Annotated in this window: 20 protein-coding genes; 9 read left to right on the forward strand and 11 right to left on the reverse strand. The window is 61.7% G+C overall.

Going from position 1 to position 25,238, the window contains the following annotated elements; genetic code table 11:
* Nucleotides 1–110: 110 nt before the first annotated feature.
* A complete protein-coding gene (locus DSM100688_RS08865; protein ID WP_152358732.1) occupies nt 111–1,022 on the forward strand; it encodes a substrate-binding domain-containing protein in 912 nt (303 codons plus the stop codon).
* Nucleotides 1,023–1,414: 392 nt separating this feature from the next.
* On the opposite strand, the gene DSM100688_RS08870 is transcribed toward DSM100688_RS08865, so the two are convergent.
* Both DSM100688_RS08870 and DSM100688_RS08875 read right to left on the reverse strand, forming a co-directional pair.
* On the reverse strand, nt 1,415–2,764 hold the full coding sequence (locus tag DSM100688_RS08870) for an ABC transporter substrate-binding protein (protein ID WP_239519464.1): 1,350 nt from the start codon (nt 2,762–2,764) through the stop codon (nt 1,415–1,417).
* Between the two features lie 130 nt (nt 2,765–2,894).
* Nucleotides 2,895–4,247 (reverse strand): ABC transporter substrate-binding protein, encoded by a 1,353-nt coding sequence (locus tag DSM100688_RS08875; RefSeq protein ID WP_152358733.1) that lies wholly within the window; start codon nt 4,245–4,247, stop codon nt 2,895–2,897.
* A gap of 244 nt (nt 4,248–4,491) precedes the next feature.
* On the opposite strand from DSM100688_RS08875, the gene DSM100688_RS08880 reads away from it, so the two are divergent.
* Together DSM100688_RS08880 and DSM100688_RS08885 are read left to right on the forward strand one after the other, a co-directional pair.
* Nucleotides 4,492–5,511 (forward strand): LacI family DNA-binding transcriptional regulator, encoded by a 1,020-nt coding sequence (locus DSM100688_RS08880; protein WP_152358760.1) that lies wholly within the window; start codon nt 4,492–4,494, stop codon nt 5,509–5,511.
* Between the two features lie 223 nt (nt 5,512–5,734).
* Nucleotides 5,735–6,718 (forward strand): family 43 glycosylhydrolase, encoded by a 984-nt coding sequence (locus tag DSM100688_RS08885; RefSeq protein ID WP_152358734.1) that lies wholly within the window; start codon nt 5,735–5,737, stop codon nt 6,716–6,718.
* Between the two features lie 281 nt (nt 6,719–6,999).
* Here the strand turns inward: DSM100688_RS08885 and DSM100688_RS08890 are convergent, their stop codons facing one another.
* The 9 genes from DSM100688_RS08890 to dnaA all read right to left on the reverse strand — a co-directional run bounded on the left by DSM100688_RS08890 (nt 7,000) and on the right by dnaA (nt 21,234).
* Nucleotides 7,000–7,992, reverse strand: a complete 993-nt coding sequence (locus DSM100688_RS08890) for a carbohydrate ABC transporter permease (RefSeq protein ID WP_152358735.1) — start codon at nt 7,990–7,992, stop codon at nt 7,000–7,002.
* A gap of 46 nt (nt 7,993–8,038) precedes the next feature.
* Complete coding sequence (locus DSM100688_RS08895) at nt 8,039–8,974, reverse strand: carbohydrate ABC transporter permease (protein WP_152358736.1); 936 nt, start codon at nt 8,972–8,974, stop codon at nt 8,039–8,041.
* An 824-nt stretch (nt 8,975–9,798) separates the two neighbouring features.
* Entirely contained in the window at nt 9,799–10,407 is a 609-nt protein-coding gene (locus tag DSM100688_RS08900; protein ID WP_239519466.1) for a DUF3566 domain-containing protein, read from the reverse strand.
* Between the two features lie 81 nt (nt 10,408–10,488).
* Nucleotides 10,489–13,134 (reverse strand): DNA gyrase subunit A, encoded by a 2,646-nt coding sequence (gyrA, locus tag DSM100688_RS08905; RefSeq protein ID WP_152358737.1) that lies wholly within the window; start codon nt 13,132–13,134, stop codon nt 10,489–10,491.
* A gap of 150 nt (nt 13,135–13,284) precedes the next feature.
* Complete coding sequence (gene gyrB, locus DSM100688_RS08910; RefSeq protein ID WP_420837497.1) at nt 13,285–15,468, reverse strand: DNA topoisomerase (ATP-hydrolyzing) subunit B; 2,184 nt, start codon at nt 15,466–15,468, stop codon at nt 13,285–13,287.
* A gap of 142 nt (nt 15,469–15,610) precedes the next feature.
* The gene (locus DSM100688_RS08915) at nt 15,611–16,096 is read right to left on the reverse strand and encodes a DciA family protein (protein WP_152358738.1); all 486 of its coding nucleotides are present in this window, start codon (nt 16,094–16,096) and stop codon (nt 15,611–15,613) included.
* Nucleotides 16,093–17,421, reverse strand: coding sequence for a DNA replication/repair protein RecF (gene recF, locus DSM100688_RS08920; protein ID WP_152358739.1), 1,329 nt, complete (start codon nt 17,419–17,421; stop codon nt 16,093–16,095). Before recF ends, DSM100688_RS08915 begins: the two co-directional genes overlap by 4 nt.
* Nucleotides 17,422–17,642: 221 nt before the next feature.
* Nucleotides 17,643–18,767, reverse strand: coding sequence for a DNA polymerase III subunit beta (gene dnaN, locus DSM100688_RS08925; protein ID WP_152358740.1), 1,125 nt, complete (start codon nt 18,765–18,767; stop codon nt 17,643–17,645).
* Nucleotides 18,768–19,659: 892 nt separating this feature from the next.
* The gene (gene dnaA, locus DSM100688_RS08935) at nt 19,660–21,234 is read right to left on the reverse strand and encodes a chromosomal replication initiator protein DnaA (protein ID WP_152358742.1); all 1,575 of its coding nucleotides are present in this window, start codon (nt 21,232–21,234) and stop codon (nt 19,660–19,662) included.
* 316 nt (nt 21,235–21,550) lie between these two features.
* Here dnaA and rpmH point away from each other — a divergent pair, with 316 nt between their 5' ends.
* The 6 genes from rpmH (at nt 21,551) to rsmG (ending at nt 25,067) form a co-directional block, all read left to right on the forward strand.
* Entirely contained in the window at nt 21,551–21,685 is a 135-nt protein-coding gene (rpmH, locus tag DSM100688_RS08940; RefSeq protein ID WP_003827866.1) for a 50S ribosomal protein L34, read from the forward strand.
* A gap of 26 nt (nt 21,686–21,711) precedes the next feature.
* The gene (rnpA, locus tag DSM100688_RS08945) at nt 21,712–22,083 is read left to right on the forward strand and encodes a ribonuclease P protein component (protein ID WP_152358743.1); all 372 of its coding nucleotides are present in this window, start codon (nt 21,712–21,714) and stop codon (nt 22,081–22,083) included.
* A gap of 14 nt (nt 22,084–22,097) precedes the next feature.
* Nucleotides 22,098–22,445 (forward strand): membrane protein insertion efficiency factor YidD, encoded by a 348-nt coding sequence (yidD, locus tag DSM100688_RS08950; RefSeq protein ID WP_163146980.1) that lies wholly within the window; start codon nt 22,098–22,100, stop codon nt 22,443–22,445.
* Complete coding sequence (gene yidC / locus DSM100688_RS08955) at nt 22,435–23,445, forward strand: membrane protein insertase YidC (RefSeq protein WP_170286286.1); 1,011 nt, start codon at nt 22,435–22,437, stop codon at nt 23,443–23,445. Before yidD ends, yidC begins: the two co-directional genes overlap by 11 nt.
* Before the next feature lie 128 nt (nt 23,446–23,573).
* The gene (locus tag DSM100688_RS08960; protein WP_152358746.1) at nt 23,574–24,116 is read left to right on the forward strand and encodes a Jag family protein; all 543 of its coding nucleotides are present in this window, start codon (nt 23,574–23,576) and stop codon (nt 24,114–24,116) included.
* 282 nt (nt 24,117–24,398) lie between these two features.
* Entirely contained in the window at nt 24,399–25,067 is a 669-nt protein-coding gene (gene rsmG, locus DSM100688_RS08965) for a 16S rRNA (guanine(527)-N(7))-methyltransferase RsmG (protein ID WP_152358747.1), read from the forward strand.
* Nucleotides 25,068–25,238 lie beyond the last annotated feature (171 nt).

Here is a 25,238-nt window from a genome sequence, read left to right on the forward strand (position 1 = left end):
GCGTACAGCGACGAGTACGAGCAGGCAGTACGTACTCACCACGGCAGGCAGTAACCAACAGGTAACCAAGGCAACGCCATCGCGAACGACGACGTTAAGGATCACGAGGCATGGGAACGAATACGGAAGCACAACGGCCGCACGGCCCCGTCAACGGCGTGTTCGGCAGCGCGTACCAGTTGGCGGTGCTGGACGCACTATCCGGCGACGAGGAGCTGGAGAACGCGTATTACCGCGAGCTGCGCAATACGTTGCTCGCCACGTCGCAGCAGCAGAATCTCAGCTTGACGTTCTTCACCGACATCCATCGTCTGATCGCGAGCGCCGGCGAATACGACGGTTTCATCGCCATCGGTCCGGGTCAGCATCGTCATGCCGACATCGTCGCCCTACACGACGTCATGCCGTACGGTGTATTCATCGATGTAAACCCTGCGCCGAACCTCTTCGATTCCATACAGCCCGATCTGCAGCAGACCGTGCTGGACGCGCTCGACACGGCCACCGCCGCCGGCATGCGCCGCATCGGCTTCATCGGCAGCCTCGGCCGCATGATGGGCGCGCACGATTACCCGGAGGACCCGCGCGCCATGGCGTTCCGCAACTGGACCGAACGGCTCGACCTGCCGTCTGACGGCCTGATGTTCGTGGATGGTCCGGTCAGCGTGGAGAACGGTCTGGCGTTGGGACGGCGCGCGATCGAGACGCTCGGCGCGGACGGGCTGCCGGACTGCTTCATCACCGCCACCGACGTGATCGCCGTGGGCGTACTGCAGGCGTTCGCCGAAGCGGGCATCGCAGTGCCGCGCGACGTGAGCATCATCAGTATCAACAACCAGGCCATCGCGCAGTACACGTCGCCGCCGCTCACGACGTACGCCATCGATCAGCGAGCGCTGGTCAACAACGCGATCCTGCTGCTCATCGATGCGCTGAACGAAGCCGATCCGGACGGCGTGCATCGTCATATCCTGCTGTCGACCAAGCTGGTGGTACGCGGCAGTTTCGTTCCGCGCGACTGATCCGGCGCTATCCTTCCGAACGTACACCGATCTTCTGAAACGGACATACAGCCGATTTTCGTGTCTGGATCGGCTGTATGTCCGTTGGTGGGAGGAGTAGTGCTGGGATAGGCCGCCGATATCGACGCAGAGTCTCTTTTCCCTCAACGGACATACAGCCGATTTGGGTGGTGGAATCGGCTGTATGTCCGTTGAAGGATAGAGAGAGGAAAGGCAAGAGAAGCGACGAGACGAGAAAGAGACCGACAAGAGACCCAGACACGAAAAAGGTCGGGCATCCGATGCGGGATGCCCGACCATAATCGCGGCGGCCGATCTCAGCTGTTACGCCACAGCCGTTACGCCTCAACCGCAGCCGCCACTTCTCAGCCGCAGCCGTTACGCCTCAGCCGTTACTTCTCGACCGTGAAGCCCTGGCCCTCGGCGTAGTCGATGAGGGACTTCTGGAAGTCCTCCATGGACTTGGAGAGCTTCTCCTCCTTGCGGTACGCCTTGCCGGCGTAGTCGCCGAAGGTGTTCTGCACCTGGCTCCAGAAGGGCAGGAACTCGAAGTCGCCGACTTCCTGCTCGGCCGCCTGCGCGAGCACCTCAGTGTACTTCTGGCCGCCGAAGTACTTGTTCAGGTCGTCGGTGCCGTTGAGGTAGTAGTCGGACTTGAAGGACTCGGAGTCGGCCGGGAAGGCGCCGGAGGAGACGCGGTTCTTGATGCCTTCCTTGCTGTGGCAGACGTACTCCATGAACTTGAAGGCGGCGTCGGCGTTCTTGGTGCCCTTGATGAGGGTCAGCGAGGAGCCGCCGTTGAAGGAGTTGATGTTCTCGCCCTCGTTCCACTGCGGCACGGTGGCCACGCGGAAGTTGCCGGAGGCCTGCGCGGCGCCGGAGAGCAGGTTGCCCGGCATCCACGCGCCGGTGACGAGCGAGGCAATGGTGCCGTCGCCGAGGCCCTTGTTCCATTCGTCGGACCAGCTGGTGACCTTGGTGTTGATGAGGTCCTCGTCGATCATGCGCTGCCAGTATTCGACGGCCTTCTTGGTGCCTTCGTCGTTGACGAGGTCGATGGAGACCTTGTCGCCGTCGACCTTGAACGGGGCGCCGCCGGCCTGCGCGATAAGCGACATGAACACGGTGGACTGGTTGTTGTCGCCGGCGTCGGAGGTGATGTAGTAGTCGTCGCCAAGGGCGCGGATCTTCTTGGCGTCCTGGTAGTACTCCTCCCACGTCTTCGGGGCCTCGGAGATGCCGGCCTTGTCGAAGATGGCCTTGTTGTAGAACAGCGCGTTCGGGCCGGAGTCGACCGGCAGGCCGTAGACCTTGCCGTTGACCTGAACGCCCTTCCAGATGCCGGCGGGGTAATCGGCGTCGAAGCCGGAGGTCTTGTCGGTGAGGTCCTCGAGCGCGTCGGACAACGCGAACTGGGCGATGGAGTGGTATTCCATCAGGGAGATGTCCGGGGCACCCTTGCCTGCGGCGATCGCGTTGTTCAGCGAGACCTGGGTCTGCGCAGAGGTGCCGACGTTCGAGACCTTGATGGTGACGTTCGGGTTCTCCTCCATGTACTTCTTGGCGGCATCCTCGATGGTGGTGTCCCAGCTCCACACGGTGATGGTGGCCTTGCCGTCGGCGGAGGTGCCGGAGTTGTCGGACTGCGCGCCGGTGTCACCCGAGCCACAGGCCGCCACAGATACCATCATGGCCGCGGCGCCAAGCACGGCCACGGACTTCTTGATCGAAAACGTCATCATATGCTCCTTTGATATTGACGGACGTTGTGTTGGTTGATGTTGATTGATGTTGATTGGTTATTGGTTGCGTTGAGTATCGGAGGTCGCGTGATTACCGGCTGCCGATGATCACGCGACCTCCGCGTTGCCGTTATTTGACCGTGAAGCCCTGGCCTTCGGCGTAGGACTTCAGATCCTGCTGCCATGCGGCCACGCCGTCGGACAGCTTCTGGTCGCCGGTGTACGACTTGCCGACGAAGTCGCCGAACTTGCCGCGCGCGTAGACCTCGAACGGGAGGAACTGGTAGTCGGTGGACACGTTTTCCGCCGCCTGCGCGAGCACCTCGTTGTACTTCTGGCCGCCGAAGTAGTCGACGTCCTCGCCGTCGGCGTTCTTCACAGTGGTCGCGTTGATGAAGCTGTCGGACTTGAGTGATTCGGTGTCGGCCGGGAATGCGCCGCCGGCCACGCGGGTGGCCACGCCGTCGCCGTGGTTCGCGTATTCGATGAACTTGAGCGCTGCTTCCTGCTTCTTGGAGGAGGCGAGGATGGCGAGCGAGGAACCGCCGTTCTCGGAGTTGGTGGCCGAGCCGTCGGCGGTTGGGGTCGGGGCGACGCGCCACTTGCCGGCGCCGCCGGGAGCGGAGTTGGCGAGGTTGGCCGGCATCCATGCGCCGGTGATCAGCGAGGCGATCGTGCCGTCGGCCATGCCCTTGAACCAGTCCTCGGACCAGCCGGCGGTCTTGGTGTCAAGCAGGCCCTCGTCGAGCAGCTTCTGCCAAAAGTCGTTGAATTCCTTGACCTTCTCGTCGCCGGTGAGGTTGATGGTGACGGTCTTGCCATCCGCGGAGGTCTCGAACGGCTTCGCACCGGCCAGCCAGGTCATCGAATCGTAGAAGCCGGCGTCGCCGGTGTCGGACGTGATGTAGTAGTTGTCGCCGAGCGCATGGATCTTCTTGGCGTCCTGATAGAACTCGTCCCACGTCTTCGGAGCCTCGGAGATGCCGGCCTTGTCGAAGACCTCCTTGTTGTAGAAGAAGGCCATCGGGCCGGAATCCATCGGCAGCGCGTAGACCTTGCCTCCCCATTGCACGGAGGACCAGGTGCCCGGCGTGTAGAAGCTGTCGTAGCCGGAAGTCTTGTCGGTGATGTCCTGCAGGGCGCCGTCGATCGCGTAGTTTGGCAGGGCGTAATATTCGATCTGGGCCACGTCCGGCGCGCCGCTGCCGGCGTTGAGCGCGTTGGTCAGTGCGGTGTAGGTCTTGTTGCCCTGACCGGAGTTGACGAGCTTGACCTTGATGTCGGGGTTGGCCTTTTCGAAGTCCTTGACCACCTGGGTCAGGGTCGTCTCCCATGCCCACACGGTGATTTCGGTGGTGCCGCCGGTGGAGCTGCCGTCGCTCTGCTGCGCGTTGTTGGTGGAGCTGCCGCCGCATGCCGCGACGCTGACCAGCATGGCCGCGGCGCCGGCGATGGCTACCGCCTTGGTTATTGAGCTACTCATGTTATCCGCCTCTCCTCTTCGAGGTTTGCATCACACAACACTCTGTGTGACCGGTTACATAAAATACTATACACTGTTATGTGACCGGTTACAAATCGTGTGTCTACGATCGCGACGATCACGGATCGGAACCATCGCGCGCGGCACGCGCGACCATACGACAAGCAACCGGCACGGCAACGAGCAGGACATGAGAGAAACACAAGGGAGCGGGGAGATGTCAGAACCGAATACCATGGTGTTCATGACCACGGCGCATAAGAAAGTGACCATCCGAGACGTAGCACGCTACGCGGAAGTGTCCTACGGCACGGTATCCCGCTATCTCAACGGCAACGACCACGTCTCCAAGGACGCCGCGGAACGCATCGCCAACGCCATCGAAACCCTGCAGTACGTGCCGAACAACGCCGCCCGGTCGCTCGCGCAGCAGCGCACCCAGACCGTCTGCCTGATCCTCCAGGTCGAATCCGCCGCCACAATCATGCAAGCCAGCGTCGCCGAGGCCATGGCTGCCGCCAACCAGGCCCTGGGCGACGCCGGCTATCAGATGGTCACCGTCATCGCGAACTCCGACGAGGCCGTCCATCGCATCGCCAAACTCATCAAAAGCGACTACGCCGACGGCTACCTGCTGTTCTCCCTGAGCGAGGACGACTCGCTGGCCCTGGCATGCAAGGAAACCAAGCGGCCGGTCGTGCGCTCCGAGGCCAGCAACCGCGGCGACCTGCCCTACCCGGCGGTCGACTTCACCAATGCGGAAGGCCAGCGCGACATCACGCGGTTCCTGCTGAACAAGGGGCGGTCCCGTCTCGCCTACGTGTGCGGCCCGGGGTTCTCCACATCTGCCATCAATCGACTGAACGGCTTCCGCGAGGCCATGGGCAAGTTCTACGACGACTCGCGCGTGTACTACGCCGACGACTGGGAGATCGGCAGCGGCGAGATGGCGGCCGTCACGTTCCAGCCGATCCTCGACCAGATCGACGGCATCGTGTGCGCGAACGACAGCATCGCCATCGGCGTGATCAACCAGCTCGACCGCTTCGGCTACCGCGTGCCGGACGACATCGCCGTCACCGGATTCGACGATTCGCCGCTCGCGCAGATGGCCAATCCGAAGCTCACCACCGTACGGCAGGATTCGTATCTGCACGGCGAGACCGTGGCGAAATTGCTGCTGAACATCATGCGCGGCGAGCCGGTCGAGCGGCATTTCGTGCAGCTGCTGCCCACGACGATCGTCGAACGGCAGTCGGCGTAGCGTCCGCACCGGCGACATACGGGCGCCCGTGTACGGCGACGTCACGTGAGCTGTACACAAGTAGCCGTACAAGAGTCGTACGCAAGTCGTTATATCGATCGGCACGACACGTACCCATAAATCGTAACCGGTCACACAATATCGATATACTTAAACTGTAACCGGTCACATACAACGATGAGCGACCGGCGCACAGACCCCAGATTCAAGGGAAGGATCTCTCATGTCAACCAGATTCGGCTCATTCCTGCCGATCGACACCTCCGGCAACGTCGCCCAACTCCACGGCATCGGCGTGCAACGCTTCGGCGACACGTGGTGCGCGTACGGCGAGAACAAGGCCAATGGCAACCTGTTCCAAGGCGTATGCTGCTACACCACCCAGGATTTCGTCACCTGGATGAGCCACGGCATCGTGCTCGACGTGCAGGAGAGCGGCTCCGCGCTGGCAGCCGACCGCATCGGCGAGCGCCCAAAGGTGCTGCACTGCCCGCAGACCGGCAAATATGTCATGTACATCCACGCCGAAACGCCGGACTACATGTACGCGCACATCGGCGTCGCCGTGGCCGACAATCCGCTCGGACCATTCGCGTTCCAAACCACCATCACATGGCGCGGCTATCTCAGCCGCGACATCGGCGTGTTCCAGGACGCCGACGGCGGCGGCTACATCATGAGCGAGGACCGCGATCACGGCACGCACATCTACCGTCTGTCCGACGACTATCTGACCATCGTCGAAGACGTCGCCTGCGAGCGCGCCAACGACTACCCGTACGGACTGGAGTCGCCGACCATCGTCAAGAAAGACGGCCTGTACTACTGGTTCGGCTCCAAGCTGACCGGCTGGTTCACCAACGACAACATGTACTCGACCGCACCCGACCTGCACGGCCCATGGAGCGAGTGGCGCACGTTCGCGCCGCTGGGCACGCAGACGTTCGATTCGCAGGTGGACATCGTGATCCCGCTTGACGACGACCCGTATCACAGCGACCGGTTCCTGTTCATCGGCGACCGTTGGTACAAGAACGATCTGGGTAATTCACCGATCGTGCAGCTGCCGATCACCATCGCGGACGGCACGGCGAGCATGACGTGGAACGACTCATACGAGGGGTCCACGCATCGCGAGGTTCCGGACGACCACGAGCCGATCACCGATCCGAACGCGTACATCTCCGCGCAGGACCTGGACGACTGAACAGCGAACGTATTCCACCGATTTACGGTGAAGTCCCTATGGCGAGAAGCCCCGCGACCCTGTCTGGGATCGCGGGGCTTCCTCATAACCGGTAACGTACCACTGTTGTTGAGTTACGGCCGTTTCAGACACAACAAACGACCGTAACTCAACAATACCTGCGCCCTACTGTTGAGTTACGGTCGTTTCGGAGGCGGTTGACGACCGTAGCTCAACAACAGACGCTCGCTATTGTTGAGTTACGGCCGTTACCGGCCACGAGACGGCCGCCGCCGGGCCGGCTACTCCTTGACCGCACCGGCGGCGAGACCCGACTGCCAGTACTTCTGCAGGCACAGGAACGCGATCACCAGCGGGATGATCGTGATCAGCGAACCCGTGATCACCAGGTTCTGGATCGCGGTGCCGCCCGCCGTCGACGCCTGGTCCTTCCACTGGTTCAGACCGATCGTCAACGGATACCACGAATCCTCCTTGAGCATGATCAACGGCAGGAAGTAGTTGTTCCACGTCGCCACGATCGTGAACAGGGCCGTCGTCACGATGCCCGGCGCGAGCAGCGGCAGGCTGATCGTCCAGAACGTACGCCATTCGCTCGCACCATCCACGCGCGCCGCCTCGAGCAGCTCAGTCGGCACGGCCTGCTCGCTGAAGATCCACATCAGATACAGGCCGAACGGGGAGATCAGCGACGGGATGATCATGGCCCACGGGGTGTTCGTCAGGTTCAGCTTCGCGAACAGGAGGAACTGCGGGACAGCCAGCGCGATGCCCGGCACCGAAATCGCACCGATGATGACGGCAAACACGGCTTTGCGGCCCGGGAAGCGGAATTTGGCGAGCGCGTAGCCACCCATGATCGCCAACAGGGTCGCGCCGCCCGCACCGACCACCACGTACAGCAGCGTGTTCAGCAGCCAGCGGCCGAAGATTCCGCCGTTAAACGTGAACACGGTCACGATGTTGTCCCACAGGGCGAACGTATGACCGAAACCGAGGCCGAACGTACTCGTGAAGTCGGCCTGCGTCTTCGTCGCGTTGATCACCAGATACACGAACGGGAACAGGCAGTAGATCGCGAAGACCGCACATATTATCGTCAATGTCACGGATCGACGCGGGTTGTTCACGTTCGCGAACCCGGACTTCTCCGCACGCTTGCGCTCCGCCGCCTCGTCCTTGGCAACGCGGCGCTGACGCTCGCGTTCGGCCTTCCGGGCCGCCCTCTCCTGCTCACGCAACGACTGCGCCGTCATGGTCACACCACTCATCATCCACGCTCCTTCAACGAAATCTGCATTGCCATCATCGCCGACATCATCACTTCATCTGCTCCTTCATGCTCTTGAGCTGCACCGCATACGCGATCGCCATGGTGATCACGGCCATCGTGATCGCCAGCGCGGCGGCATAGTTCGACTGGTTGCCGGTGAAGCTCAGGTTGTACGCGTACATGTTCGGCGTGTAGTACGTGGTGATCGCATTGCCGGGGACCATGTTCTGCAGAATGCTCGGCTCGTTGAACAGCTGGAACGAACCGATGATCGAGAAGATCACGGTGATCGCGAGGCTGCCGCGCAGTTCAGGCAGCTTGATCGACTTGACGATCTGCCATTCGCTCGCGCCGTCGATCGACGCGGCCTCGTACAGGCTGTGCGGGATAGTCGACAGACTGGAATAGAAGATCAGCATGTTGTAGCCGGTGAACTCCCACGTATTGATGTTGCCGATCGCGGCCAACAGGACGGACGGCTTGAGGACATCGATGTTTGTACCGAAGAAGTCGTTGAACGAGCCGACGAGACCGTATTTCGCGCCGTAGACAAAGCCCCAGATCATGGTCGAAACGACGGCCGGGACCGCGTACGGCAGGAACGTGGAGATGCGGAAGAATTTGGTGCCGTGCAGCTTCATGCTGTCGATCGCAAGCGCCATGGCGGCCGACAGGAACAGCATGATCGGCACCTGCACGATGGTGAACAGCGCCACGCGACCGACCGACTGCCAGAAGTTCGCGTCGTGGAACAGTCGCGTGTAGTTCGCGATGCCGACGAACACGGTGCCACCGATCATCTTCTTCTGGAAGAAGCTGATGTAGATCGCGTATATGATCGGGACAATGAACACGAAGACGAACACCACGGCGAACGGCCACATGAACTTCCATCCGCGCCAGTCCGCCTTGTGCTTGTTGATCCGCGCCGTAGCCGTGTGCACCGGCTGAACGGCACCGGCTTGCGCCTGAGCTGAAGTCATCACTCGACTCCTCTCCTTCGAAAGAGCTCTATCGCTAATCTCTGCCGGTCATCGCTGTTACGCCGTTCGTCACAGTGTTGTAACCGGTCACACGAAGTACTATACACTATCGTGTGACCGGTTACAAATTGGATTTGTGTCAGGGAGGGAAAAGAGGAAAAGAGGAAAAGAGGAAAAGAGGAAAAGAGGAATGGTGCGGATCAATGCAACCGCTGTTCCGGTCTCTTCTCTTGACGGACATGCAGCCGATTCGGGTGGCAGGATCGGCAGTATGTCCGTCAAGAGTAGGGAAGAGAGGGCAGCCAAGAGGCACCAGGGGGAGAGGGAAATGGGGAGACAATCGATGGTCTCCCGGCGCTGCATTCCGTACCGCCACTCTAACGTACATACAGCCGATTACAGCACGAAAACGACTGTATGTACGTAGAAAAGGAAGGGAGCAGGAACTAGATCCACTGAACCAACACGCAGAATCGCCTTCCTTCAACGGACATACGGCCGATTCCGATATGGAAATCGGCTGTATGTTCGTTGAGGGAAAAGCAGCAAGGAACGATTGAGTTCAATCGTAGTGCAGCCACGTCACGCAGCCTCACGCCATACCATCCTGTGCCATAAAATCTCTCCTCCTCCCCTTAACGGACATACAGCCGATTTCACCGCCCAAATCGGCTGTATGTCCGTTAAGGGGAGGAGGTAGGAGAGAGGGAGAGGCGGGAAGGGAAGGGAAGGAAGGGAGCGCCCGGATATAACACGATGGCTCCCGGCCGCAATCAGCGGCGGGGAGCCATCGTTACGTAAGCGAAGCGGTCAACAAGCCCGGATCAGTCGTCGCCGAGCGTGACGTGCACGCCGCCGACCAGCGCGGTCACCACGTTGTACAGCAGCGTGAGGATCGTGACGAGCAGCGTGAAGATCACCACTTCGACGATCGCGAAGATCGTCGTGGCGCTGAGCACGGTGGGCAGCGACATCACGCTGGCCAGGTCGAAGCCGCCCGCGTCGAGGTTGAGACCAGTGGAGGTGACGATCTCCGTGATCTGCTCGAACACGCCTACGGTGTTGAGCAGCACCCAGATCAGAGCCACTGCGATGACCTGGATGATGCCGCCGGCGATCGACAGCAGGAACGACACCTTGGCCATGGACCACGCGCTGATGTGGGTCAGCGACAGGTTCATACGGCGGGCGCGCGGCGTATTGCGGCGGCCCGGGCGGGAGGACGGCGGCACGGAGGCCGGGCTGCCCGGCTTGTTATCCTCGTGCTTGCCGCCCTGATGGGAGCTGGAGGCGGAGCGGGCCACGCGGCCGATATGCTCGTGCCCGCGGGGTTCGCCAGCCGGTTCAACGGCCGGCGGCACGGACGGCGCCGCGCCTTCCGGCGCGAAGCCTTCGGGCTGGGCCATGGTGCCCTCTTCAAGATTCTCGCTCATCGTTGCTCCTTGCGTTGCCCTGTAGCCTGTATCTGCTGTCTGAGCTGTGTCTTATGCGAGACTATCAGTCTTCGCAGACGGTTACTGCTCGTTCTCGTCGGGTTGTTCCGTAGCGTTCACATTCGCGTCGGTAGCGTCAGCCGTCGCGTCATCGTCGTCGTCCTTCTCCTCGTTGCGCGCGATGGAGATGATCTCGTCGCCCTTGTCCGGCTTGGCCAGCGTCACGCCCTGCGTATTGCGGCCGGTGCGCTTGACCTCGGCCACGTCGGAGCGGATCACCTTGCCGGACTTCATGATCGCGAGCACCTGATCGTCCTCGGCCACGATCACCGCGCCGACGAGCGAACCACGGCCCTCCGCGAGCTGCAGCGCCTTCACGCCGAAGCCGTTGCGGCCCTGCAGTCGGTATTCGGAGATCGCCGTGCGCTTGGCGAAGCCCTCGTTCGTCACCACGAGCAGGTCCTGATCAGAATCGTCCGGCACGACGTCCATCGCGAGCAAGCTGTCGCCGTCGCGGAACTTCATGCCCTGCACGCCGGCGGTCTGGCGGCCCATCGGACGCAGCTGATCGTCATCGGCTGCGAACTTGAGGCTCATGCCGAGCCGCGAAACGAGGATGATGTCGTCCTCGGCGTTGCACAGCGCGGCGCCGACCAGCTCGTCGGCCGTCTCGCCGTTCTCGTCCTCGATGAGACGCACGGCGATCAGGCCGCCCTGTCGCGGCGAATCGTACTCGGCGAGCGCGGTCTTCTTGACCTTGCCGGAACGGGTCGCGAGCACCAGGTACTTGGCGACCTCGTAGTTCGGGATCGACAGCACGGTCTGGATCGTCTCGTCGGGGCCGAACTGCAGCAGGTTCGCCACGTGCTGGCCCTTGGAGTCGCGCGAGCCTTCGGGCAGCTCGTACGCCTTGATGCGGTACACACGGCCCTTGTTCGTGAAGAACAGCAGCCAGTTGTGCGTGGACGTGAGGAAGAAGTGGTCCACCACGTCGTCCTCGCGCAGCTTGGCGCCCTTGATGCCCTTGCCGCCGCGGTGCTGGGCGCGGTATTCGTCGGCCTTGGTGCGCTTGATAAAGCCGGAGTGCGTGACCGTGACGACCACGTTCTCTTCCGCGATCAGATCCTCGACGTTCATTTCACCGGAGTACGGCAGGATCTTGGTGCGGCGGTCGTCGCCGTACTTGGCGACGATTTCGTCGAGTTCGTCGCCGACGATCTTGCGCTGGCGTTCCGGCTTGGCGAGGATGTCGTTGTAGTCGGCGATCTTGCGCATGAGTTCCTCATGCTCGTCGATGATCTTCTGACGCTCCATGTTGGCGAGGCGCACGAGCTGCATCGACAGGATCGCGTCGGCCTGCACCTGGTCGATGTCAAGGAACTCCATGAGCTTCGGACGGGCGTCCTCACGGCCCTGGCTGGAGCGGATAAGGCGAATGACCTCGTCGATCGCGTCCATGGCCTTCAGGAGGCCCTGCAGGATGTGGTCGCGTTCCTCGGCCTCGCGCTTGAGGTAGCGGGTGCGGCGTTCGATGACGTCGAGCTGGTGGCTCACCCAGTGGCGGATGAACGCGTCGAGCGAGAGCGTACGCGGCACGCCGTCGACCAGCGCGAGCATGTTTGCGCCGAACGTCTGCTGCAGCTGCGAGTGCTTGTACAGGTTGTTGAGGACGACCTTCGGCACGGCGTCGCGCTTGAGCACGAGCACGAGGCGCTGACCGGTGCGGCCGGACGTCTCGTCGCGCATGTCGGCGATGCCCTGAATCTTGCCGTCGCGTACGCCTTCGCGAATGGACGCGGCCAGGCGGTCCGGGTTGACCTGATACGGCAGCTCGGTGACCACGAGGCACATACGGCCCTTGATCTCCTCGGTGTTGACGACCGCGCGCATGGTGATCAGGCCACGGCCGGTGCGGTACGCCTGTTCGATGCCCTTATGGCCGAGGATGGTCGCGCCGGTCGGGAAGTCCGGTCCCTTGATGATGCCGATGAGCGCGTCAAGCAGCTCCTCACGGGAGGCTTCGGGATGGTCGAGCGTCCAATGGACGGCGGTGGCCAGCTCGCGCATGTTGTGTGGCGGGATGTTGGTCGCCATGCCGACGGCGATGCCGGACGAGCCGTTCGCGAGCAGGTTCGGGAAGCGTGCGGGCAGCACGGTCGGTTCCTGCGTACGGCCATCGTAGTTCGGCACGAAGTCGACGGTGTCCTTGTCGATGTCGCGCACCATTTCCATCGCGAGCGGCATCATGCGGCACTCGGTGTAACGCATGGCCGCGGGCGGATCGTCACCGGCCGAGCCGAAGTTGCCCTGGCCATCGACGAGCGTATAGCGCATCGACCACGGCTGGGCCATGCGCACGAGGGTGTCGTAGATCGCCGCGTCGCCGTGCGGATGGTAGTTGCCCATGACGTCGGCGACCGGGCGGGCGCACTTGGAGTAGCCGCGATCCGGGCGGTAGCCGCCGTCGTACATTGCGTACACGATGCGGCGGTGGACCGGCTTCATGCCGTCGCGCACGTCCGGCAGGGCGCGTTCGACGATGACGGAGATCGCGTAGTCGAGGTAGGACTGGCGCATCTCCTTCTGGATATCGGTGTGGGCCACGCGATGCTCGTCGAGGACCAGGTTCTCGCTGGCCTGCGGGCTCGTGGGTTCGAGCGAGTGCTCGGCGCGCTCGTCGTTCTGCTCCGGCAGGTCGTTGCCGCCGTTGCTGTTTTCGTCTGCCACTTAGTTGTTCCTTTATTCGATTGCCGGCTCCCCTCGGGAGGGGAGCTGTCAGCGAAGCTGACTGAGGGGAGGTTGATGGCCGCAGCGATTGCTCCCCTCAGTCTCCCTGCGGTCGACAGCTCCCCTCAGCGAGGGGAGCCACGATGTATGTCACGCGTCGATGAAGCGCACGTCCTTCGCGTTGCGCTGGATGAAGAGCCTGCGCGGTTCCACGTCGTCGCCCATGAGCATGGAGAACGTCTCGTCCGCGGCCGCCGCGTCCTCGATGTGGATCTGCTTGAGGATGCGCCGCTCCGGGTCCATGGTGGTCTCCCACAGCTCCTGGTACGTCATCTCGCCCAGACCCTTGTAGCGCTGGATGCCTTCGCCCTTGGGCAGCTGGCGGCCGGCCGCCTTGCCTTCGGCGAGCTTCTCGTCGCGTTCGCGGTCGGTGTACACGAAGTCGTGGTCGCCGCGCGTCCACTTGAGGCGGTACAGCGGCGGCATGGCCACGTACACGTAGCCGGCGGTGATCATCGGGCGCATGTAGCGGAAGAACAGCGTGAGGTTCAGCGTGGCGATGTGCGCGCCGTCGACATCGGCATCGGCCATGATGATGACCTTGTGGTAGCGCACCTTGCTCACGTCGAAGTCCTCGCCGTAGCCGCCGCCGACGGCCGTGATGAGCGACTCGATCGTGTCGGACTTCATCATGCGGTCGATGGACGCGCGCTCGGTGTTGAGGATCTTGCCTCGCAGCGGCAGGATCGCCTGCGTCTCCGGATTGCGGCCCTGGATCGCGGAGCCGCCTGCCGAATCGCCCTCGACGATGAACAGCTCGCACTCTTCGGGGTTGTTGGACTGGCAGTCCTTGAGCTTGTCGGGCATGCCGGCCGATTCGAAGATCGACTTGCGGCGTGTGTTCTCGCGTGCCTTCTTGGCGGCGATGCGCGCGCGGGACGCCTCGATGGCCTTCTGGATGATGTTCTTGGCCTCGCTCGGGTGCGCGTCGAACCAGTCGCCGAGCTTGTCGGTCATCACGCGCTGCACGAAGGTCTTCGCCTCGGAGTTGCCGAGCTTGGTCTTGGTCTGGCCTTCGAACTGCGGCGTGGTGAGCTTGACGGAGATCACGGCCGTCAGGCCTTCGCGCACGTCGTCGCCGGAGAGGTTGTCATCCTTGTCCTTGAGGATGTTCTTCTCGCGCGCGTAACGGTTCACGAGCGAAGTGAGCGCGGCGCGGAAGCCTTCCTCGTGGGTGCCGCCCTCGGTCGTGGAGATCGTGTTCGCAAACGTATGCACGGCCTCGGAGTACGCGGTCGTCCACTGCATCGCAATCTCGGCGGAGATGCCGATCTTGAGGTCCTCGGCCTCGAAGTCGATCACGTCGTCCTCGACCGGCGTCGCCTTGCGGGACTTCACGAGATAGTCGACGTAGTCCTTGATGCCGTTCGCGTACTGGTACGTGACGGTCTGGTGCTTCGGTTCGGTGTCGTCGTCCTGACCCGCGACCTCGTCGCCGGCCAGATCTGGCTCACGCAGGTCCGTCAAACTGATCTTGAGGCCCTTGTTCAGGAACGCCATCTGCTGGAAGCGGGCGCGCAGCGTCTCGAAGTCGTAGACGGTCGTCTCGAAGATCTTGCCGTCCGGCCAGAACGTGACCGACGTGCCAGTGGACTCGTTCTCGTCCATCGGACGGCCCTTGGCCAGCCGTGCGGTCGGATGCTGGTTGATGTACGTCTGCGTCCAGTGGAAGCCCTGACGGCGCACCTCGATGTCGACGCGCGTGGAGAGCGCGTTGACGACGGAGATGCCGACGCCGTGCAGGCCGCCGGAGACCGCGTATCCGCCGCCACCGAACTTGCCGCCGGCGTGCAGCTTGGTCATGACCGTCTCGACGCCGGAGACGCCCTCGCCGGGCACCTCGTCAACCGGGATGCCTCGGCCGTCGTCGACGACACGGATGCCGTTATCCGGCAGGATCGTGACCTCGATGTGCGTCGCGTAGCCGGCGAGCGCTTCGTCGACGGAGTTGTCGACGATCTCGTACACCAGATGATGCAGGCCGCGCGGGCCGGTGGAGCCGATGTACATACCCGGGCGGATGCGCACGGCCTCAAGGCCTTCGAGGACCTTCAGATCGCTCGCATCGTAGTGGTCGGGGGACATACTGTCGTCGAGCTGCGCGTCGACGAGCTCGTCGTTGTTGATCTGTTCGGCGGCCGCGTTGAGCTCGGCCTGTTTGTCGGTGATGGGATCGGTGACCTGACCGGTCTGGTCGTCAGTGGAACCTTCAAGCGAATCCGCTTCGTCTGCCACAGGATTCCTTTCTGTGTTTTCCCTCGCCTGAGAGGCCATTCGCAAGGGCCATATGCCCTAGAACGCAAATAATGGGCCCTTCCAGCCATTTACATATTATGTGCGTAAGTCTACTCGCGCACAACGACACCCGTCACAGCGGCGAAAATCGCACCGTTCCGGGGCGTTTGTGGCATCTCGGTCAGTACCGGCGCCCGCGGTAGCCGCCGCGGTACCCTGCGCGGGGGCCGGTGACGCGGATCTCGCGAATGTCCAGTCCGGCCAGACGTTCCCGGATCGTGGCGGTGAGTTGCGGCACCATATACGTCAGCTGCGTGGCCCAGACCGCCGATTCAGTGCGGATCGTCAGGATGCCGTCACGGAAGTCGGCGACGGTGGAATGCTGCGCGATGCCCGGCCCGACCACCTGATCCCAGTGGTTGCGCAGCTGTGCCAGCTTAAGCTGCGGCACCCAATGGCCACCCGCCGCGATGCCGTTGAGTATGCTGGCGAACGTGTTCGGGTCACGCCCGGGCTTGCCGAAGCTCTCCCACGCCTTCTCGCTGTTCTCCTCGCGGGCCTTGCGGTCGCGCATGATGTAGCCGCCGCGTTCGGCCAGACGGTCGAAGACCTCGGCGGGCAGCTTGCGCGCGTCGAGTTTGAGGATCCGTGCGATCGGCGGCTTCACGACCGGTCACCGTCCGTCGGGGTATCGGCGGTGCGATTGGCCGATACGTCGGCCGTTGCATCACCGATGCCGAACATCGACAGATCGGGGTGCAGATAGGCATCCTGCCGTCGCTTGAGATCGGCCACGTCGATGACGTGCGCGTCGGTCGCGTCGATCATGTCGGGAATGTCGCTGGCCGCGGCCACGGTGATGAGCACCTGATCCTGCCGTCCGGCGAAGTCGAGAATCTGCCGTCGCCGCGACTCGTCCAGCTGTGCGAACACATCATCGAGGATCACGATCGGCTTGACGCCACGTTCGGCCGCGACGACCTTGAACAACGCCATCTTCAACGCCAATGCCATCGTCCACATCTCGCCGTTCGACGCGAACTCTCGCGCCGGCATGCCGTCCAGCATGATCGACAGGTCGTCGCGATGCGGGCCGATGAGGTTCTGTCCACGGGCCACCTCGCCGGGATAGATGCGTTGGAAATGCTCGCTGATGCGCGGCATCGGGTCGTCATACAGGAACACCTCGTCGAACGACGGTTCGTAGACCAGCGCCGCGTGTTCGCCGTCGCCGGCCAGATCACGGTAGATCGCGGCGAACGGTTCGGCCAGACGCTCGACGATCGCACGCCGGTCGCGGGTGAGGGCCACGCCGAGGTCGATGAACTGGCCGGTCCAGATCTCCAGCCCGTTGAGCGCGGCGTCGGCTGCCGTCGCGATGCCGCCGGCACGGCCCGCGCCGTCGCCTAGCTGTTTGAGAAGCGCCGCCCGCTGTTTGGCGATCTTCGCGATCGTCTGCAGGCGGCCCGTGTATCCCGCGACCAGCAGCGCACCGGCCTGGTTGAGGAACGTACGCCGGGTCGCCGGGTCGCCGGCTACGAGCCGCTGGTCTTCGGGGGTGAACGCGACGCTGGGGATACGGCCGACCACGTCGCGCATATACAGGGAGTTGCCGCCGTTGATGCGGGCCCGGTTCGCGCCGCGTGCCGCGATGGTCAGCTCGTAGGTGGTCGTGTCGGTGCGGGCGGTTGCGTCGGATGTCTCGGCCGTATCGGCGGTATCGGCAGCGGATGTCGTCGCTGTCGAAGCTGCCGCAACGGCCGTATCGGTGACGTTGGCGCGGATCGTCGCCGTGGTCGCACCGCGCTGCACGAGCGGCAGGGAGCTGGAGGTGCGGTGGCTGCCGCCGGTCGAGAGCACTTCGATGGCTTCGACCAGATTCGTCTTGCCGAGGCCGTTCGCCCCTTGCAGGATGGTCACGCCGGCGTCGAAGTCGACCACGCAGTGCTCCCATGAGCGGAAGTGGTCGAGCGCGAGTCGCGAGACGTACATCCTGATTCGTTCCTTGTGACGGTGATGGTGGTGGATTGTGGCGAGTAGGAGAGTGGTTGCACGTAGGGTTTCGATGCGTTGCGGATGCCGTGGAATGCGACCGTTGTCAACGCCACTTATGCAACCGCTTGCAGTGTAAGTTTCCCAAGATTATGGAAAGCGTTTTCAGTTTTGTTGCCATCGCAAACGGAAAACGCTTTCCGCAATCTCGGGGCACCGGATCAGCTGTTGAAGCGCATCGGCACGAGCAGGTAACGGTAGTCCATCGACTCGTCGGAGTCGGCTTCCTGCTGGCCGTTGAACTCAACCGGCTTGACGGCCGTGGTCATCTTCATACGCACGAACGGTTCGGTGATGGCCGACAGACCTTCGATCAGATACGACGGATTGAACGCGACGGTGATGTCCTCGCCATCCATGTCGATGTCCAGAATCTCCTGGGCCTGAGCCTCGTCGACAGCGCCGGCGGACAGCGTGACCTCCTGGCCGGAGAACACCATGCGGATCGGGGCGTTGCGTTCGGCGACCAGCGCCACGCGCTTGATCGCGCCGATCAGCAGTTGCTTGTCGATCACGGCCTGAATCGGATACTCATCGGCGAACAGGCGATCGACCGCCGGGAACTCGCCATCGATCAGCTGCGACGTGGACACGCGGCCGGCGTTTTCGAAACCGAGCAGCGACGGGTTGTCCGCATCGAAATCGATCACCACGTTCTGGTGTTCGTCGAGCGAACGGGCGATGTCACGCAGCAGCGAACCGCGCACCAACGTCGTGGTTTCGGTGTCGATGTTCTGCGGGGTCCACGTGAACGTCGCGCGCGACAGACGGAAACGGTCGGTCGACGTCATGACGACCTTGTCGCCGTTGAACTGCATGCGCACGCCGGTGAGCACCGGGCGATTCTCCTCGCGGGACACCGCGACGCACGCCTGGGACACCGCCTGTACGAACGTCGGAGCGTCGACCTGGCCGAGCTTCGCCGGAACGACGGGCAGATCCGGGTATTCCGCATCGGGCATGAGTTGCATGGTGAAGGTCGACTTGCCCGAGGTGATGATCATCGTCGAATCGTTGGTTTCGAGATAGGTTTTCTGCGCGGGCAGCGACTTGGTGATGTCGGCGAGCAGTTTGCCGAGCACCAGTGCGCTACCGCTTTCGTCGATACCGGCTTCGATGTGATGGCGCGCGGAGATTTCGTAATTGAATGCGGACAGCTGCAGCGTTCCGTCAATGGCTTCGAGACGGATGCCGGCGAGGATCGGGTTGGCGGGACGGGCGTCGATGACTCGAGTGGTCCAGGCGACGGCATCGGCAAGTGCGGCGGAATCGATTTCGACTTTCATGGCTCCTACTTCGCTGATTGTGGTACGTACGGTTGCTGTGCTGATCGTCATTCTATCCGTTGAGTTCGGATCGGCGAATTTTTGGCGACCGCGCTGATGGTGACCACGACGATGCGTAAGATGGGGTAAATAGTCGTCGTAATAAGCCCTGTGGAAAGTGTGGATAACTAGACGCAGGATAGGTGGGAGAAGCGCTGTTTGACAGCTAGGGGGTGTGGATAACTTCTGTATAAATTGTGGATAAGTAGCGAGTTATCCACAATCGCCGATCGATTTTTGAGTTATCCACAATCGAAGTCGAGTATTCCACGAGTTATCCACAGTCCAGAAGCCAGTTATCCACGGGTTATCCGCAGGATTTACCCACATTTGTGCACAACTATGTGGATAACTTTTCTTGCACGACACGGAAAATCCGGGCGTGTCGCCGTGTTTCCCGAGGTGTTTCACGGGTGCGTCATCCACCAGAATCGCGCTCACAGACCAAAATCGGGCATTGTGCGGAGCGCCACGAAAAACACCCGAAATCGTTCCGTGAGCGCGATCCTCCCAGCCGGCATCGCAGTGGGCGTGACTCGTCTTCTCCCCTCAGTCAGCTTCGCTGACAGCTCCCCTCGAAGCGGGGAGCCTAGCCCATAATCTTTGGCTCCCCTCTCTGAGGGGAGCTGTCTCGCACAGCGAAACTGAGGGGAGCAATCCGGCCAGCTGCGTGTACAAACCGGCCAGATTCATCCCAAACCGGTCAACCACCCCGTCGAGCACAACCGCTCCCACAGACGAAAAACGGCACTTTTCCGGATCGCCCCGAAAAAGTGCCGAAATCGTTCGCTCAGCGGCGTTCTCCCAGTCGGCGGCACATGCCGTCCGAACGTGGGAATCGCGCACAACACCATCAGTTTTCGTTCGAATGCTGTTTCAGCCGCAGGGTCAACTCCATCACGTAGTTGTAGATCTCCTGCTTCTGCTGCATTTTCTGCGTGATCGTATCGACCGCGTGCATCACCGTCGTATGATCGCGCCCGCCGAACACCTCGCCGATGTCCACCAGACTCATGCCGGTGTTCTCACGCGACAGGTACATGGCGATCTGCCGCGCCACCGAGACGTTCTTGGTACGTCCGCGGCCGACGAGATCGTCGAACGTCAGATGGAAGTACTTCGCCACCTGACCGATGATGTCGGTCGGTTTGATCTCGACGTCCGTCGTGAAGAAATCCTGCAGCGTCTGCTCGGCCAGCGCGGTGGTCACCGGCTGGTTGCTCAGCGACGCGACCGCGGTCACGCGGGTGAGCGCGCCTTCGAGTTCTCGGATGTTCTCGGTGAACCGTTCCGCGATGAGATCGAGCACATCGTTGGGGATGTTCGTGTTGTTCATCGACGCCATCATGCGCAGGATCGCGATGCGCGTCTCAAGGTCCGGCGGCTTCACGTCGACCGGTAGGCCCTGCTCGAAGCGGGAGATGAGTCGCGCCTCGAAGCCCTTGAGGTTCTTCGGCGCCACATCGGACGCGATGACGATGCGCTTGTTCGCCTGCTTCAACGCGTTGAACGTGTGGAAGAATTGCTCGAGCGTCGCCTCCTTGCCGCCGAGGAACTGCACATCGTCGATGAGCAGCACGTCGACCTCGCGGTAACGGCGGTTGAACTCGGCGATCTGCCCGCCGTTCTGGGCGGTGTTCTGCAGCGCCTCGATGAATTCGTTGGTGAATTCCTCGGAGGTGACGTATCGGACCTTCAATCCCGGGTCCTTGGCCAGCGCGTAGTTGCCGATCGCGTTGAGCAAGTGCGTCTTGCCCAGACCGGAGCCGCCGTAAATACACAACGGGTTGAAGTCGCGGCCCGATCCTTCGGCCACCGCCAGGGCGACGGTGCGTGCGAAACGGTTGGAATCGCCGGGAACGAACGTGTCGAACGTCGCGTTTTTGTTGAGATGCGTCTCGGGATCGAGCAACACCTGCGATCGGTTCGATGGGAACGTCGTCTCCGCGAGCGTGCCCTGCGTCATCGGCGTGCTCGGGATCGGTTCGGCGATGGCTTGCGCGGCGGCGCCCGACGGACGATAAGTGTCCTGGCCGAGATCGGCGACGGTCGGCGCGTTGCGCGGATCAAACGACTGGTCAAGATCGAATCCCGCGGCCGGCTTCTTGGCCGCCGGTGCCGGTTCGGGTTCCTTTTCCTTCGGCGTCTCCTGTTTCGGCTCCACCTTGAATGCCGGGAACATGTCGACGCCGGACGCGATGTTCAGCGCGTGCAACAACGGCTCGTTCAACTCGTTCTGCAACGCCTGCTGTGTGGACTGGTTCTCGACGCACAGCACAATCGTCGTGCCGAACACCGCTTCGGGAACCACACCCTCGAACCATCCCTTGTCGCGGGCGGTGAGCTTCGAGTTATGTTTGAGCAGAGCCAACGCATCGGCCCAGATGCGGGCCGCCTGCGCGGTGGGGTCCTGCGCGGTCTGCGCCATGGTGGGCCTCCTCCACTCGAAACGGATAAAATGTCAACAGTCAATTTTTACTCCGAAAGCTGGAAGTTATCCACAGGCTTGCGTGTTGCAAATGCTGGAATGTGAATAACATTCATGTAATTTGTGGATAACTTTTCGCCGCTGTGCCCTGATATTTCAACGTTTCTCGACACGCCGAGGAAATATTCGGCATGCCCGAAATGTGAAAAACCGCTCGGCGTTTTGACTTGTGGTCAGGGGTAAGAGTATTTTGGTATAGCTTGACTCATGAGGAGCCGTGCTTTGGCGCGGCTAAAAACACCGGGAGCTAAATATTATGAAGAGGACATTCCAGCCGAACAACCGCCGCCGCCACATGAAGCACGGTTTCCGCGTGCGCATGCGCACCCGTTCCGGCCGCGCGCTCATCAACCGTCGTCGCGCCAAGGGCCGCAAGTCCCTGTCCGCCTGATTCGCAACATCAGCGGCGTAACCGACGTGGAGCGGCTGAAGAGCCATCGTGATTTTGTCACCGTGCTCAAGTGCCGCCGTAAAGTCAGCGACAAGGATATCGTCGTGCACTATCTGGTGTGCGACGATTCCTCAGTTTTAGACGATACGGCGACGCCGGCGCGGCGTGTTGGTCTTGCCGTATCCAAAGCGGTGGGTCATGCGGTGACCCGTAATACGGTGAAGCGACGATTCCGCGTGCTTGCACGCCGGTACGAATCGTTGCTTCCCGATCATTGCGATATCGTGATGCGCGCAAAGCCGAGCGCGGCGTCTGCCGATTTCCAATCATTGGACGATCAGGTGTCGTCGCTGTTTGCTGCGGTATCCCGCAAAGTCGCGAAGCGTGACCGGCGATGAACATCGCTGGCGGTATGATTCGTGCGATCCGTTGGTACCAACGTGCCATTTCCGCGAATCGTCCCGCGTGCTGCAAGTACTATCCCAGCTGTTCGCGATACGCCATCGAGGCGTTGGAGCGATATGGCGCGTTGCGCGGCGGTCTGCTTGCCGTGTTGCGTCTGCTGCGTTGCCGACCGTGGAGTCGTGGTGGCATTGATGATGTGCCGCAACGATATTCCGTATTCTATCGATTTTCGTGGTCGAAGGCCCATGAGGAGCCTCGGCTGACACCACTGGCCTGGCATGATGATGCCGTCGGCGAGTCCGACGACCGGCATGCGCAACGTAAGGAGATGGCCTTAAGCGATGATCAACTATAACGAATTCCTTCTGGATAAAGGATTCTGGGGCTGGCTATACAAGCTGCTGACCCCGGTCGAGTGGCTGATGACCCAGATCATGGCCGTCTTCCACAAGTTCCTGACCATGCTCGGCATGTCGCCCATCGGTTTCTCTTGGGTGCTGTCGATCATCTTCCTCGTGCTCGTCGTGCACGCGTGCGTGTTCCCGCTGTACTACAAGACGATGAAGTCGATGCGCAAGATGCAGGCGATCCAGCCGCAGATGCAGCGCATCCAGAACAAGTACAAAGGTAAGAACGACCAAGCCAGCAAAGAGGCCATGCAGCGCGAGATGATGAAGCTGTATCAGGACAACGATGCGAACCCGGCCGGTTCGTGCCTTCCGATGCTCATCCAGTCGCCGGTCTTCATGTGCATGTTCTACGTGCTCTCGGCTATTCCGTACATCGCGCGCGGCAAGCGTGAGACGCTCGGCGCGTTCGATGTCGCCACCGCGAAGCAGTTCTCGCAGACCACCGTGTTCGGCGTGAACGTCACCGACGTGTTCGGTACCGCCGCCACGCATGGCAAGATCATCATCGGCGTGTTCGTCGTGCTCATGTGCGGCTGCCTCTGGTTCACCACATACTACAGCCAGAAGCGCAACATGAACCCGGAGGCGATGGTCGGCCAGGCCGCCGCCATGCAGAAGGGCATGCTGTGGATGTTCCCGATCATGTACATCTTCTCCGGCGTGACCATGCCGTTCGCCGTGCTCGTCTACTGGCTTACCAGCAACATCTGCAACCTCGCCCGCACCATGTGGCAGGCGTACGCCTTCCCGACGCCGGGCTCGCCGGCCGCCAAGGACAAGGAAGTGCGCGACCACAAGCGCGAGAACGAACGCCGTGCGAAGGCCGGACTGCCGAGTCTCGAAGAGGAGAAGCTCATCAAGGCCAAGCAGGAGGCCGAGCTCAAGGAGAAGCAGGGCTACCAGCGCGTGCAGCCGCAGCGCAAGAACCGCGGCAAGAAGAAGTAACAACAGAAGATCGGTGGCTTTCGGTCTCATGGAAACGAGCGTCGATTCGTTTCCATGAGACCGTTGGTTTACACTGACGTTAGACTTTGACTAGATTGACTTGACCTTCGCTGAGTAAGGAGTTTGACATGGCGCAGGACGACGAGAAGACGATCGATCAGCTCAATGAGGAAGCTGACATCGCCGCCGATTACCTCGAAGGGCTGCTGGACATCGCCGACTATGACGGCGACATCGAAATGGGTGTGCGTAACAACCGGCCGATGGTGCAGATCGTCGCCGATGACGACACCGACATCAAGCACCTGATCGGCCGCAATGGGGAAGTGGTCGATGCACTGCAGCAGCTGACCCGTCTGGCCGTGCAGCAGAAGACTGGCGAGCGTTCTCATCTGATCGTGGACGTCGATGGGTTCCTCAAGCGCAAGCGTCAGCGTCTGCGCGACATTGCGCTGGATGCGATCGACGAGGTGAAAGAGACCGGTGAGCCGGTCGATCTCAAGCCGATGAACTCATTCGAACGCAAGGTGGTGCATGACGTCGTGCGTGAGGAAGGCATGAAATCCCGTTCTCACGGCGAGGAGCCGCGCCGCTATGTCACCGTGTATCTCAAGGCGTCGGCCGATGATGCCGCTGATGACGGTGCCGATGAGGACGCCGGCGAGGAGTGAGTGATACGTCGCTGAGATGACGACATGCGGTTGTGTTTCACGTGGAACGCAACCGCATTGTTGTCCTCGGTGGATGATGATTGATCGTGGATCGTGTATGTGTAACTGGTAATGGGTCGGGAGGTTCGACATATGAGTGACGATGTTTCACATGAAACCATGTTGCAGGGTGCTGATGATGATGTGCGGCAGGGTGATGTGGATGCCACTGGTCCGGGCGTAGGTGCGCCGGTTGCGGAGCGTGATGTTTCACATGAAACATCCGCTGCGGACGATAGTGTCGTGGTTGATGAACTCGACGGCTCGTCGATTCTGGCGGAAGTACTTGGTGATGCACTGCCGCAGTTGACGGTATTTCATGACAAGCTGATGCGTGAAGGGGAACCGCGCGGTCTGATCGGTCCGCGTGATGTGCCGATCGTGTGGGAGCGTCATATTCTGAACTCTGCAGCGATCGTGCCGTTCGTGGCGCAGGCCACTCGCGGCGAACGGTTCAAGACCGTCGCCGATGTCGGCTCCGGCGGTGGTTTCCCTGGATTGGTCGCTGCGGCCTGTCTGCCGGATCATCGGTTCACGCTGATCGAGCCGATGGAACGTCGCGTCGAATGGCTCAACGAATGCGTGCGTGAGATGGGACTGGATAATGTGACGGTGGTACGTGCGCGTTCCGAAGAGGTCATTGCGCGCATTCGCAAGCGCGAGGGACTGTATCCGTTCGCCGTGGTGACCTGCCGTGCCGTCGCGCCGATGACCAAACTGTCTGGATGGACATTGCCGTTGTTGAAATCGCATGGTCGTCTGGTGGCGTTGAAGGGTCGGTCCGCACAGGCCGAAATCGACAAGGCCGCCAAGGAGATCAGCAAGCGCGGGGGAGTGCGCCCTCGTGTGGTTGAAGCTGAGGTAGGTCCGGGGCTGGAGCCAACCCACGTCGTGCTCGTGGATAAGCGCTAGTGTCAACCTCACCAGCCCCAACCCTTGCTCCCCTCAGTCATCTTCGCTGACGGCGGGTTCTAGTGATCGTTGCAACACCTGATGATCTGGGAAGGAGATTCAGGTGGGCAAGTGGGTGTTCGACGGGGTTGAATACGCAACCCGTAATGAGATGTGTAAAGCACGTCGTGA

This window comes from Bifidobacterium ramosum, from assembly GCF_009299505.1.
Taxonomy (GTDB): Bacteria; Actinomycetota; Actinomycetes; order Actinomycetales; family Bifidobacteriaceae; genus Bifidobacterium; species Bifidobacterium ramosum.

What these genes read in the sequence shown, in the direction of transcription:
- DSM100688_RS08865 (WP_152358732.1), top strand. Translation starts at nt 111, where the DNA reads ATGGGAACGAATACGGAAGCACAACGGCCGCACGGCCCCGTCAACGGC.
- gyrB (WP_420837497.1), bottom strand. Translation starts at nt 15,468, where the DNA reads ATGGCCTCTCAGGCGAGGGAAAACACAGAAAGGAATCCTGTGGCAGAC.
- recF (WP_152358739.1), bottom strand. Translation starts at nt 17,421, where the DNA reads ATGTACGTCTCGCGACTCGCGCTCGACCACTTCCGCTCATGGGAGCAC.
- DSM100688_RS08895 (WP_152358736.1), bottom strand. Translation starts at nt 8,974, where the DNA reads ATGACTTCAGCTCAGGCGCAAGCCGGTGCCGTTCAGCCGGTGCACACG.
- DSM100688_RS08875 (WP_152358733.1), bottom strand. Translation starts at nt 4,247, where the DNA reads ATGAGTAGCTCAATAACCAAGGCGGTAGCCATCGCCGGCGCCGCGGCC.
- DSM100688_RS08960 (WP_152358746.1), top strand. Translation starts at nt 23,574, where the DNA reads ATGGCGCAGGACGACGAGAAGACGATCGATCAGCTCAATGAGGAAGCT.
- DSM100688_RS08900 (WP_239519466.1), bottom strand. Translation starts at nt 10,407, where the DNA reads ATGAGCGAGAATCTTGAAGAGGGCACCATGGCCCAGCCCGAAGGCTTC.
- dnaN (WP_152358740.1), bottom strand. Translation starts at nt 18,767, where the DNA reads ATGAAAGTCGAAATCGATTCCGCCGCACTTGCCGATGCCGTCGCCTGG.
- DSM100688_RS08880 (WP_152358760.1), top strand. Translation starts at nt 4,492, where the DNA reads ATGACCACGGCGCATAAGAAAGTGACCATCCGAGACGTAGCACGCTAC.
- rpmH (WP_003827866.1), top strand. Translation starts at nt 21,551, where the DNA reads ATGAAGAGGACATTCCAGCCGAACAACCGCCGCCGCCACATGAAGCAC.
- dnaA (WP_152358742.1), bottom strand. Translation starts at nt 21,234, where the DNA reads ATGGCGCAGACCGCGCAGGACCCCACCGCGCAGGCGGCCCGCATCTGG.
- yidD (WP_163146980.1), top strand. Translation starts at nt 22,098, where the DNA reads ATGATTCGTGCGATCCGTTGGTACCAACGTGCCATTTCCGCGAATCGT.
- DSM100688_RS08870 (WP_239519464.1), bottom strand. Translation starts at nt 2,764, where the DNA reads ATGATGACGTTTTCGATCAAGAAGTCCGTGGCCGTGCTTGGCGCCGCG.
- DSM100688_RS08885 (WP_152358734.1), top strand. Translation starts at nt 5,735, where the DNA reads ATGTCAACCAGATTCGGCTCATTCCTGCCGATCGACACCTCCGGCAAC.
- DSM100688_RS08890 (WP_152358735.1), bottom strand. Translation starts at nt 7,992, where the DNA reads ATGATGAGTGGTGTGACCATGACGGCGCAGTCGTTGCGTGAGCAGGAG.